Here is a 12,120-nt window from a genome sequence, read left to right as displayed (position 1 = left end):
CCTTTCAGCAGCAGGGTTCACAGATTGAGCATGACCGGCCAGACCGCCACCGCAGGACCGATCGGCCCGAGCCGCCGCGAGATCGACGAGAAGTTGCGCGCCATCCTGGTCGACGTTCTGTCGCTCGATGCGCAGCGGGTCGAGGGGTTCGACAACGACACCGGACTGTTCGGACATCTGCCCGAGCTGGATTCCATGGCCGTCGCCACGCTGTTCACCGAAATGGAAGATCGCCTCGGCATCGTGATCGAAGACGAGGACGTCGATGCCGAAATGCTGGATACCTACGGCGGGCTGCTCGCCTTTGCCGAAGCGAAGTGCATCGAGGGCTGACCCTTACCGAGTAAAATAGCTGGTCAGTTCGACATGGGTCGACCAGCGGAACTGGCCCACCGGGCGAAGCTTCTCCAGTCGGAAACCGGCCTCTACCAGCGCCTTCGCATCCTTGGCCCAACTGGACGGGTTGCAACTTACATAGGCAACTCGCTTAGCCTCGCTGGCTGCAATCTGCGCGACCTGTTCCCGCGCGCCCGCGCGTGGAGGATCCAGCACCACCGCTCCGAAACGGCCGATCTCCTCGGCGGTCAGCGGATTGCGGAACAGGTCGCGGTGCATGGCATGAACGGGCACCCCATGACCATTGGCAGCACCCTTGCAGGCCAGGAACGCGTCGCGCGCCGCTTCCACCGCCAGCACTTTGGTAGGACCGGCAAGCGCAAATGCGAAGGTGCCAAGACCGGAGAAAAGGTCGGCAACGGTCCTGGCTCCCGCGACGAAGTCCAGAGTATCGCTCACAAGCAGTGCATCCCCGTCACGCGTCGGCTGGAGGAAGGAATTATGCGGCAAGCCCACGGGAACACCGCCCAGGGAAATGGTAACGGGTTCCGGCTCCCACACCGTTTCCGCGCCATAGCCCTGGTCGAACGCGAGCCTTGCAAGCCCGTGAGTGCCGGCAAATTCGAGCAACGCCTCGGTGGCCGCCAGCCCTTCAGCAGCGAAATTCTTGAGGAAGCAGTCGACCCCCTGATCGGCCAGCGTCAGGCCAATATCGATGGGCTGCCTACCTGCATGATCGGCGATCAGCTTCCGCAAAGGAGCAACGAGCGCGAAAAGTTCCGGCGCCAGTATGTGGCATTCGCGCATATCGACGATGCGATTGCTCCGCCCTTCCCGGAAGCCGAGCACGGCAGCCTTTCCCGCCTTGAGCCCGTGAAGCGTCGCACGCCGCCTGGTCCGCGGTGGCGAAAGATGCGTGGGCAGGAGCTGCCCGACCTGAATGTCCTGAGATTCTGCCGCAAAACCGACCCGTTCGGTAACAAATTGCCGCAAGGCCGCTTCGTCGGCCTGCTGGATCTGGCAGCCGCCACAGGTCCCGAAGTGGCGACAGGGCGGATCGACATGATGCGGTCCGGGGATGATGGTGCCGTCTTCCGAAACAACATCACCGGTGATCGCGCCTGCAACATGCCGCCCGGTTGCGGTCACCCCATCGCCCTTGGCGGCAATTCGCGTGATCTCTTCGCTCACAGGAAAGCCTCCAGCGCCGGCTTGACCGCACGGGCAAGATCGCCCGCAGTAAAGGCTGCGCCCGCTATGCGGGCCGCCTCGTGATGCAGCCAGACGGCCTCTTCGAGCGCACGAGCTGCATCCCCGTGTACTGCAAGCCGCGAGGCCGAAATTCCCGCGAGCACGTCGCCGGTCCCGGCTGTTGAAAGCCAAGCGGACCCACATTCGAAAAAGCGGGTCTCCCACTGTCCAGCGAGAACAGTATCCGGGCCCTTGGCGAGCACGGCCATCCCTGTCTGTGCGTTCAGAGCCTCGGCCCTGGCGATCTTTCCTTCCACATCGATCCCGAAAGCCTCGCACAACTGCGCCAGCTCCCCCTCATGGGGCGTGACGGCAATATTGGAGGTGTCGATGCCGGTTAGCATCGACAGACCGAGCATGTGCAACGCATCCGCATCAAGGACCATCGGACGCTTCGCCGCGAAAGCCGACGAAAGCCTTTCCCGCGCGGCGGAATTTCTTCCAAGGCCGGGGCCGATCAGCAACGCCCCGATCCGCTCGTCCCCCAGCGCCTTGGGCAGTGCCCCATCGTCGACCACCAGTTCGGCAGGCACATCGGGATGGGAGCGATCGCTCAGCAGCTTGACGTAGCCCGCACCGCTGCGCAGCGCGGCCTGCGCTGCCAGAAGGGAAGCGCCCGGCATTTCGCCCGCGACAATGGCCAACAGGCCGCGGCGATATTTGTGAGCATCCGGGGCGGGTGGATCTATCCGCGGCGGCGCGCTCAGACGCGGCAAGCCGCCGGGAAAGTCGAGGCCGATATCGACGAGCCTTTTCTGTCCCATGGAGGCCATGGCCGGCATGATGAAATGCGCCCGCTTCCATGCACCGAGGGCAATGGTCAGGTCATAATGCACCCCCGGCCCGAGCTGCTCGCCAGTGTCGCTGGCAATGCTGCTCGGGATATCGATGGCGATTTTATACCCGCTTGCTTCACCGAGCTGCCGCAGTAGCGTGGCAAAGTTCCCCTCGACCTCCCGCGTCAGTCCATAGCCGAACAAACAGTCTATATAGACCTGGCAGATCGGGAGTGCGCCGCTCTCAATCTTCCCCGAATAATATTCTCGCGCCCTATTCGCCGTTTCGGTCCCCGGCGGCTTGGGGGCTACCACCTGTACAGAGCTGCCGAGCCGCCGCAAATGTTCGGCAATTACATAACCATCCCCGCCATTGTTACCCGGTCCGCAAAGGACGCAAACGGATCTCCCCGCGGCTATACGAGCTATCCAGCGGCCAGCACCCTCGCCAGCAAGCTGCATCAGTTCCCATTCGGAAGTCCCGGCTTCCATCGCTGCACGTTCGGCGGCGCGCATCTGGTCAACGGTAAGAACCGCGCAAGTGGCAGGCTTTATCAACTCAGCTGGCATACCAAGCGGCTGCCACGCCGCGCTGTTCCTAGCAAGGCTTAGCGGCGTTTCAGCTGTGAAACATCCCTGACCGCGCCGCGAGCTGCGGAGGTGGTCATCGCGGCATAAGCTTCGAGTGCCTGGCTTATCTTGCGCTGTCGGGGTGCCGCCGGGGACCAGCCATTCTTGCCCCTTGCATCCATATCGGCGCGACGTTCTGCAAGCACCTCGTCACTGACCGCGAGATTGATAGTGCGTTCGGGAATAGATATCTCGATGATGTCGCCATTCTGGACCAGGCCGATCTCCCCGCCTTCGGCCGCTTCGGGTGAGACATGGCCGATAGACAGGCCGGAAGTGCCACCGGAGAACCGCCCGTCCGTCAACAGCGCACAGGCCGCTCCCAGCCCCTTCGATTTGAGATAGCTCGTCGGATAGAGCATTTCCTGCATCCCAGGCCCGCCACGTGGTCCTTCGTAGCGTATGACCACCACATCGCCTTCGATCACCTGACCAGTCAGGATGGCAGTGACGGCGTCATCCTGACTTTCAAAGACCTTGGCCGGACCGGAGAAAGTAAGGATGCTTTCATCTACCCCTGCCGTCTTTACGATACAGCCGTCGCGGGCGATATTGCCATAAAGAACCGCAAGACCGCCGTCTTTGCTGAAGGCATTCTCGGCATTGCGGATCACCCCGTTCTCACGATCGACATCGAGGCTTTCCCAACGCGCCGACTGGCTGAAGGCTGTCTGCGTGGGCACACCGCCGGGCGCAGCGGAATAGAATTCGCGGACCTTGTTGTTTCGGGTGCGGCCAATATCCCAATCGTCCAGCGCGTCTCCCAGCGTCGGGCTGTGCACAGTCGGCAACGCCGTATGGAGCAGCCCCGCCCTTTCCAACTCGCCGAGGATAGCCATGATACCGCCCGCTCGGTGGACGTCTTCCATATGCACATCGCTCTTGGCGGGAGCGACCTTGGAAAGGCACGGCACCTTCCGGCTCAGCCGGTCGATATCCGCCATCGTGAAATCGACGCCTGCCTCATGCGCCGCAGCGAGAAGGTGCAGTACCGTGTTTGTAGAACCTCCCATCGCGATATCGAGGCTCATCGCATTCTCGAAGGCTTCGAAAGTCGCGATCGAACGGGGCAAGACACTTCCCTCGTTCTCTTCGTAATACCGCCGGGCCAGAGTGACGATCAGGCGCCCTGCACGCTCGAACAGGCCTCTGCGGTCTGCATGGGTGGCGAGCGTCGAACCATTGCCCGGCAGTGAAAGTCCCAGCGCTTCGGTCAGGCAGTTCATCGAGTTGGCAGTGAACATGCCGGAGCAACTGCCGCAGGTCGGGCAAGCAGAGCGCTCGATGGCGGTCACTTCGTCGTCCGTGTAGCTTTCGTCGGCAGCAGCGACCATGGCATCCACCAGGTCCAGCGCGACCTCCTTTCCCTTCACCACGACCTTGCCCGCTTCCATCGGTCCGCCGCTGACGAAAACCGTGGGAATGTTGATGCGCAGGCTCGCCATCAGCATGCCTGGGGTAATCTTGTCACAATTGGAGATGCAGACCATGGCGTCGGCGCAGTGGGCATTGACCATATATTCGACGCTATCGGCGATCAGATCGCGGCTGGGCAGAGAATAGAGCATGCCGTCATGTCCCATAGCGATGCCGTCATCCACCGCGATGGTGTTGAACTCCTTGGCCACACCACCCGCTGCCTCGATCTCGCGCGCGACCAGCTGTCCGAGGTCCTTCAGGTGAACATGGCCTGGCACGAACTGGGTGAAACTGTTGACCACCGCGATGATCGGCTTGCCGAAATCCTCGTCCTTCATGCCCGTGGCACGCCACAATCCGCGCGCGCCGGCCATGTTGCGGCCGTGGGTAGTAGTGCGTGATCTGTAATGTGGCATAGCGGGCCTCTCTGATCCGAAGCCGCGACCCTAGCAGACCCGGGGTGACGGGATAACAGGCCAGGCAGCGAGAATTACCGCAGAGCGCCCAAGATGGGCTTTAGACCTCCAGCGCTACACGTCCCAAGACATCCGCCAGCATCTGCGCCCAACGCGCCTGACCGGCTTCGGTGGCAATCTGGTCCTGCCGGATTTCGATAGTGCAATAAGGGATGCCGCTCGTCTCGGCATGCCGGTCCATCGTAGCGTTCAGCTGCTTGCCCGAATAAGGCTCGTTGTCGCCCACCGTAAGCCCCTGCTCCCCGAAGAGCCGAATGGCATGGCGCGCAGCGCGATCATCCTGATTGTAAAGCAATGCGACTTCCCACGGACGATCTTCATCGCTCGTCTCGAGGCTGGGCGTGAAACTGTGCAATGCCACCAGCATACGAGGTTTCAGCTTGTCGATCATCTGGCCAAGGGCCCGGTGATACGGACGGTGAAACAGGCTGAGACGAGCCTCGACATCTGCGCCGATGTTGCCCGGTATCAGCCAACCGTCACTCTCCACCGGAACTACGCCGGGCTCATCCTCCCGACGGTGAAAATCGCACACAAGGCGGCTGACGCAGGCAATGTGTGCGGGCATGCCGTGGCGGCGGGAAAGGCGCTCGGCTATACCCTCCACCCCGATATCGAGCGCAATATGCTCGTTCATGAGCTTGGGATCGATGCCAAGCTCGATGCCTTCCGGCACAAAGTTGGAAGCGTGATCGGCGACGCACATCAGGCCACCGGGACGAATATCCTCTACGCCGACCTGGCGATACGGCAGATTGTCGATCATCATCGAAGATTACCCTTTAACTGCCACCAGCCCGGATGATCCGAAGCGATTTTGGCTGCGGCTTCGTCACGTGCGGAATTACTGACGTAAAGAGCGAAACACGTTGCTCCCGAACCGGACATACGGGCGACAAACGGCTCGGTTCCGCGCAACGCGTCAAGGACGTCCGCGATTTGGGGGCAGGCGGAAATCGCGGGCGCCTCGAGATCGTTGCGACCCTCCAGCGCGATGTGCCGGGCATCGCCCAAGGGAAGCGGACCGCGATCCTTACCGTCCCAAGCCATGAAAACCGGCCCGGTCTCCAGCGGAATACGCGGATTGACCAGCAGGATCGGCGTGTCGGCGAGGCTGTCGTCCACAATTTCAAGCTCGGTCCCTGTTCCGCGCCCGATGCATGTGCGGCTCTCCACGCAAGCGGGTACATCCGCCCCCAGTCTGGACGCGCGCGCTGGCCAATTGTCGGGCAGGCCGTGCGCCTGTTCAACTATCCTGAATATGGCCCCCGCATCTGCCGAACCGCCCCCCAGCCCTGCTGCAACCGGCAGGTTCTTCTCGAGCATTATGTCCAGCCCGTCGGGCCGCGGAAGTTTCCCCAGCGCCTGTATCACGATGTTGTCGAACGGGTCGCTTAGGAAACCCGAAAACTCACCGACTACGGTGAGACTGTCACAGGCAGCAGGAGATGCGCGCAGAACATCGCCCGCATCGACAAAGGCGAACAGCGTTTCGAGTTCGTGATAGCCATCCTCGCGCCGCTTGCGGACATGCAGCGCGAGGTTGATCTTGGCGTATGCGATTTCGGTGATGGCCACCTAGAGATCACATATTCGGATAGTTCGGTCCGCCGCCGCCTTCCGGCGTGGTCCATTCGATATTCTGGTTGGGATCCTTGATGTCACAGGTCTTGCAGTGGACGCAGTTCTGCGAATTGATCTGGAACTTAGGCTCCTCGCCTTCTTCCAGGATCCACTCATAGACCCCTGCCGGGCAATAGCGGGCGGAGGGGCCGGCAAAGACTTCCAGCTCGCTTTCACGCTGCAACTCGCGGTCGCGCACCTTGAGGTGCACCGGCTGGTCTTCCGCATGATTGGTGTAGCTGAAGCTCACATTGGTCAGCCGATCGAAGCTGATCTTTCCATCCGGCTTCGGGTAAGCGATGGGTGCGTAAAGGTCGGCGCGCTCTATCATCTCGTGGTCACGGTGATGCTTCATCGTGATCGGCAGCCCGATCTTGAGCGTGCGCATCCACATGTCGATCCCGGCCAGCACCGTACCCAGGTCTTCGCCATATTTGGCAACGGCGGGCTGCGCGTTCTTGACCTTCTTGAGTTCGGTCGCGATCCAGCTGTCACGCACGGCGGCATCGTAATCCATCAGCTCGGTGTGCTCATCGCCTGCCGCAATCGCCGCGGCGATGCTTTCGGCAGCCAGCATGCCGCTCTTCATCGCGGTATGCGTCCCCTTGATGCGCGGCACGTTCACGAAACCTGCCGAACAGCCGATCAGCGCGCCGCCGGGGAAAGCCAGCTTGGGGACGCTTTGCCAACCGCCTTCGTTGATCACGCGCGCGCCATAGGCCACGCGCTTGCCGCCTTCGAGCAGCGCTGCAATCTCGGGATGATGCTTCCAGCGCTGGAATTCCTGGTAGGGCGAAACGTAAGGGTTCTTGTAATCAAGGGCGGTCACGAACCCGAGCGCGACCTGTCCGTTGGCCTGGTGATAAATGAAACCACCGCCCCAGGTGCCCGTCTCGGAAAGCGGCCAGCCCTGCGTGTGGATGACCTTACCCTGTTCGTACTTCTCGGGCGCGACGTCCCACAACTCCTTTACGCCCAGGCCATAGACCTGCGGCTCGCAATCGGCCTCCAGGTCGAACTTGGCCTTCATCTTCTTGGTCAGATTGCCGCGCGCACCTTCGGCGAAGAGAGTGTACTTCGCCTGGATTTCCATGCCCGGCTGGTAGTCGGGCTTGTGGCTGCCATCCTCGGCCACGCCCATGTCCTGCGTAACCACGCCGGCGACCGCGCCCTTGTCGTCGAACAGCACTTCGGCGGCGGGGAAGCCGGGAAAGACCATCACGCCAAGCCCTTCGGCCTGCTCGGCCAGCCAGCGGCAAGTGTTGCCAAGCGAGGCGGTGTAATTGCCATCATTGGACATGAAGGGCGGCAGGAGGAATTCGGGCAGGTCCGACTTGCCGCTTTCCGAAAGCACCCAGTGGTGGTTCTCTGTCACCGGAGTTTCCGCCAGCGGGCAATCCATATCGCGCCAATTGGGGAAGAGTTCGTTCATGCCCTTCGGGTCGACCACGGCGCCGGACAGGATATGCGCTCCGATTTCGCTGCCCTTTTCCAGCACGACGACCTCGAGCTCTTCGTTGATCTGCTTCAGCCGGATCGCCGCTGAAAGGCCTGCCGGGCCGCCGCCGATGATGACGACGTCGCAGGGCATCGATTCGCGTTCGCTCATGTCTCTCTCTTTTCGTCGCGTAAACTGTGGGATTGCCTTGATTGCTGGGCGGTTTGAGGTCAAGACCCAGACCGGACGGAATATGATCGCAGATACGCCGGGAACACGCGAATTATCGCCTGCAGAGGCGCTGGAAGCAGCGCTCGACTGGTGGCGCGAAGCGGGCGTAGAGGACGAGTATAGCGACGAGGCAATCAAGTGGCTCGCCGAACCGGAAGAAAAGCACGCCGTAGCGTCGCCGACGCCCAAGAAGCCGCCGGAAGAGCCGAAGCAGACGCCGATCGAACGGGCCTTCGAAGGGTCCGCCGCCGCCGCGCACATCGGCGGTCCGGTCGAAGCCTATCCGCAAACCCTCGAAAATTTTCGCCAATGGTGGATGAGCGCCGAAACGCTGTCCCCTCTCGGTCCCGAACGGAGGCTCCCGCCGCGCGGGGTTGCCGGGGCGAAACTCATGATCCTCGTTCCCGAACCACTGGAAACCGATACCGAGCAGCTCCTCTCCGGCGCTCCCGGTCGCTCCCTTTCGGCCATCCTTGCTGCGATGGGGATAGGGGAACACGAGGCCTATCTTGCCAGCGCTCTGCCCGCGCCCTTGTCCCTGCCCGACTGGTCCGATCTGGCCGTGCACGGGCTGGCCGACATCACCCGGCATCACGTGACCCTCGCCGCGCCGCACCGGGTACTCGTGTTCGGCCGTTCGCTGGCACCGTTGTTCGGCGTGCCGGTCGAAAGGGCACGCGAACCTGCGGTCGTGAAGGCCGGGGAAAAGACCTTGCCTCTGATGCTCGCGCCGGAACTGGCCGAACTGGCTCGTTCCGCGCCGCGCCGCCGCAATTTCTGGAACCGTTGGCTGGATTGGACCGCATGACCTTACGCCCCCTCCTCCTCGCTGCCGCCGCTACCCTCGCTTCGGCAAGCCCTGCCGCCGCCCAGTCGGACAGCGTGAACTATTTTTCCCGCACGCATTCCTCGGCCCTGCCCAGCCTGCTGCAGCAGGAAGACCGTTTCTATTATCTATCGCTGTTCGAAGCGATCGAGGCGCAGAACTGGGACCGCGTCGAACTCATGTTCTCGCAGCGTCCCGACGGACCGCTGCACGGATCGGCACTGGCCACCTATTATCTCGACCCCAAAAGCCCTCGTATCGAGCTGTCCCGGATCGAGGACTGGCTGCGCCGCTATCCGAACAATCCGCAGGTGGAAGGCATCGTCCGGCTCGGCCAGACGCGGGGCCTTTCGTGGATGCCCGATCTCCCCCGTGAAAACTCGCTCGCGCGGCAGCCCGGAATCACCCGCCGGACCCTCCCTTCGACCATCGAAGACGGGTCCATGACTGCAAATGTGCGCGCAGCCATTCTCGAACATATCCGTAACGATGATCCCGACGGCGCAAGGCTGCTGCTCGACGGCGTCGATGCCTCGCTATCGGGGCAAGCCCGGGCGGAATGGCGCCAGCGCGTCGCATGGAGTTACTACATCGAGAACCGCGATGCCGAAGCCTATGGCATGGCGCAGCAGGTCTCGCAGGGTTCCGGGCCGTGGGTGGCAGAGGGCGACTGGGTGGCGGGCCTTGCCGCATGGCGTCTGGGCGATTGTTCACGGGCGGGCGAATTCTTCAATGCCGCCTCTTCCGGAGCGACCAATCCCGAACTGAAGGTTGCCGCCCACTACTGGGCTGCGCGCGCGCTCGTGCGGTGCCGTGAGCCCCAACTGGCCCAGGCCCACCTGCGCAGCGCGGCACGGTATGATGAAACACTCTACGGAATGCTCGCGGCAGAGCAGCTCGGAACGGACCTGCCGAGTGATCACACCGCACCGGATTTCACGCAGGAGGACTGGCGCCGCCTGTCCGACGAGCCTGCCGTGCGCGAGGCGATCATGCTGGCCGAGGTCGGTCGCCGCGATGTCGCGGACGAAGTGCTCCGCTGGCAGGTACGATATGGCAATCCCGACGATTTTGCCGCCCTCACCCGTCTCGCCCGTGCGCTCGGGCTGGCCGGGGCGCAGACTTTCATGGCCTATAACGCGCCGCGCGGCACCGCCTCGCCGCCCAACCTGCGCTGGCCGGTTGCGTTCGACACGCCGCATGGCGGCTGGCGTATCGATCCGGCACTGGCCTTCGCCCACGCCCTGCAGGAATCTAATTTCCGCGAGCGGGTGGTAAGCCCCGCCGGGGCGATCGGACTCATGCAGATCATGCCGATCACGCGCCGCGAATATGCCGCTTCGATCAATATGAGCGCTGGCGCGGACCTCAAGGATGCCAAGACCAATCTCGCCTTCGGTCAGCGCACTCTGGAGGCGCTGGCACAGGCAGGATATACCCGGGGTCACCTGCCCAAGATCATGGCCGCCTACAATGCCGGCCCCACGCCGGTGGCGCGCTGGAACAGCGAGATCAACGACCAGAACGATCCCCTGCTCTGGATGGAATCCATCCCCTATTGGGAAACCCGCGCCTATGTTGCCATCGTGATGCGCAATTACTGGATGTATCTGCGCCAAGCAGACGCCGCCGCGCCGAGCCGGACGGATCTTGCCGAAAACGACTGGCCGCAGTTTCCTCACACCCGATAGAAGGACCCGCTGATGGCTATCGACGAGAGCCTGCCGTTCAAGCCGATCAACATCGCGCTGCTGACCATCTCCGACAGCCGCGCGCCGAAGGACGATACTTCGGGCGATATCTTTGCCGACCGGATAAAGGGCGCAGGGCACACCCTCGCCTCGCGCGAGATCAGCCGTGACGACAAGAATGAAATCGCCGCCCATCTCCACCGCTGGATCGATGACGAGCAGATTGATGCCATCATCACCACGGGCGGAACGGGGCTGACCGGGCGCGATGTGACTCCCGAGGCGCTGGACCGGGTGAAAGACAAAGACATTCCCGGTTTCGGCGAACTGTTCCGCTGGCTGAGTTTCGAGACCATCGGCACCAGCACGATCCAGAGCCGCGCCTGCGCAGTGATCTCGCGCGGGACCTACATCTTCGCCCTGCCCGGATCGAACGGCGCGGTGAAGGATGGCTGGGACAAGATCCTCGCCCACCAGCTCGACAGCCGCCACCGCCCGTGCAATTTCGTCGAACTGATGCCGCGCTTGAGGGAGCGCTGAATCGTCAGCCCAAACGCGTACGCTTCCCACACCGGTCGCAAATACCTGATCTGTCCGATTTTAGGGTGGATTTGCGACTGTTTGCTTCTAGGCATCTGTTACCGGACTCGGGCTCTTTGGCCTAATGCGATGCCGAACGTCGCTTAAAGTAATGGAACGGTGACCAGCTCGACACATAGGTCCAACCAGCTTTCCTCATCTCTGCTCGCATCTCGTCGGCCATCCAAACTGCTCCGATCCGCCTCTGGTATTCCCAATGGTGGTCGGTCTTGCGGAAAATGAGCTTGAGCAAGCCAGCGTCGATCAGCTCGTGGCCGTTCTCGCCCTCTTGTGTGAGAATGCGCATCTCGTTGAAGGCATGGGCTCCAAGCCGAACGACCTTTGCACCCTCAACCTGACTTGCGTCATCATCGGCATCGTCGAGCCTGAAACGCTGCTGCGCAGCCTGTTTTGATATCCCAAGCGCATTTCCGATGTCTGTCCAGCTCAGCCCCGACCTTCGCGCAGCATCTACCCAGCGTTGTAAGTCAAGCCGCCCCTCGTCTGCTACCAGATGGGCTGCCGTAATGGCATCCTTGAACTCTTCGGCGATCTCGCCGGTGAAAGGTGGTTGGCGGTTGTTTGCCCACTCCATCATTACTGATGCTGTGTTTTTTCTGATTTCTTGCTGCTCTACAATGTTCACCACAAATCTCCGTCAATGAGTTCCTGACGAACCGTCAATCTCTTATTGACGATAGCGTGTCAACAGATAGTTGACGGTAGTCGCCGTATTTGAACTTTGGTGGAGGGCGACGCTCACGTCCGCAATTGATGACGTGGACGGCTCTCCATCCTCGGGGGATAATTTCCCTCCAGTGAGTCGGAAAGGAGAGCAGAGATG

The 12,120-nt window shown here is 62.0% G+C and carries 11 protein-coding genes; 4 read left to right on the top strand and 7 right to left on the bottom strand.

All coding sequences use genetic code 11. From position 1 onward, the window contains the following. Positions 1-30 precede the first annotated feature (30 nt). Positions 31-333, top strand: a complete 303-nt coding sequence (locus tag K3180_RS08355; protein ID WP_221539888.1) for an acyl carrier protein — start codon at positions 31-33, stop codon at positions 331-333. Positions 334-336: 3 nt separating this feature from the next. On the opposite strand, the gene K3180_RS08350 is transcribed toward K3180_RS08355, so the two are convergent. The 6 genes from K3180_RS08350 to K3180_RS08325 all read right to left on the bottom strand — a co-directional run bounded on the left by K3180_RS08350 (position 337) and on the right by K3180_RS08325 (position 8,120). Further along, complete coding sequence (locus tag K3180_RS08350) at positions 337-1,527, bottom strand: class I SAM-dependent RNA methyltransferase (RefSeq protein ID WP_221539887.1); 1,191 nt, start codon at positions 1,525-1,527, stop codon at positions 337-339. Beyond that, a complete protein-coding gene (locus K3180_RS08345; RefSeq protein ID WP_221539884.1) occupies positions 1,524-2,933 on the bottom strand; it encodes an NAD(P)H-hydrate epimerase in 1,410 nt (469 codons plus the stop codon). Before K3180_RS08345 ends, K3180_RS08350 begins: the two co-directional genes overlap by 4 nt. Before the next feature lie 38 nt (positions 2,934-2,971). Then, on the bottom strand, positions 2,972-4,828 hold the full coding sequence (gene ilvD, locus K3180_RS08340) for a dihydroxy-acid dehydratase (RefSeq protein WP_221539882.1): 1,857 nt from the start codon (positions 4,826-4,828) through the stop codon (positions 2,972-2,974). 100 nt (positions 4,829-4,928) lie between these two features. Then, on the bottom strand, positions 4,929-5,654 hold the full coding sequence (locus tag K3180_RS08335; protein ID WP_221540031.1) for an N-formylglutamate amidohydrolase: 726 nt from the start codon (positions 5,652-5,654) through the stop codon (positions 4,929-4,931). Continuing rightward, complete coding sequence (locus K3180_RS08330) at positions 5,654-6,466, bottom strand: 4-(cytidine 5'-diphospho)-2-C-methyl-D-erythritol kinase (protein ID WP_221539879.1); 813 nt, start codon at positions 6,464-6,466, stop codon at positions 5,654-5,656. The genes K3180_RS08335 and K3180_RS08330 overlap by 1 nt, the downstream gene beginning before the upstream one ends. 7 nt (positions 6,467-6,473) lie before the next feature. Beyond that, the gene (locus tag K3180_RS08325; protein WP_221539877.1) at positions 6,474-8,120 is read right to left on the bottom strand and encodes an electron transfer flavoprotein-ubiquinone oxidoreductase; all 1,647 of its coding nucleotides are present in this window, start codon (positions 8,118-8,120) and stop codon (positions 6,474-6,476) included. 82 nt (positions 8,121-8,202) lie between these two features. On the opposite strand from K3180_RS08325, the gene K3180_RS08320 reads away from it, so the two are divergent. The 3 genes from K3180_RS08320 to moaB are packed head-to-tail and all read left to right on the top strand — an operon-like array spanning position 8,203 to position 11,237. Next, complete coding sequence (locus K3180_RS08320) at positions 8,203-8,988, top strand: hypothetical protein (RefSeq protein WP_221539875.1); 786 nt, start codon at positions 8,203-8,205, stop codon at positions 8,986-8,988. Beyond that, positions 8,985-10,697: a lytic transglycosylase domain-containing protein gene (locus K3180_RS08315; protein WP_247710426.1), complete on the top strand. Its 1,713-nt coding sequence runs from the start codon at positions 8,985-8,987 to the stop codon at positions 10,695-10,697. The genes K3180_RS08320 and K3180_RS08315 overlap by 4 nt, the downstream gene beginning before the upstream one ends. A 12-nt stretch (positions 10,698-10,709) precedes the next feature. Then, positions 10,710-11,237, top strand: coding sequence for a molybdenum cofactor biosynthesis protein B (gene moaB / locus K3180_RS08310; protein WP_221539873.1), 528 nt, complete (start codon positions 10,710-10,712; stop codon positions 11,235-11,237). Between the two features lie 121 nt (positions 11,238-11,358). On the opposite strand, the gene K3180_RS08305 is transcribed toward moaB, so the two are convergent. Next, positions 11,359-11,922, bottom strand: coding sequence for a hypothetical protein (locus K3180_RS08305; protein WP_221539872.1), 564 nt, complete (start codon positions 11,920-11,922; stop codon positions 11,359-11,361). Positions 11,923-12,120 lie beyond the last annotated feature (198 nt).

The organism is Qipengyuania huizhouensis (genome assembly GCF_019711635.1).
Taxonomy (GTDB): domain Bacteria; phylum Pseudomonadota; class Alphaproteobacteria; order Sphingomonadales; family Sphingomonadaceae; genus Qipengyuania; species Qipengyuania huizhouensis.
Note: the sequence above shows the minus strand (reverse complement) of the source record. Positions and strands in the feature narration are given on the sequence as shown.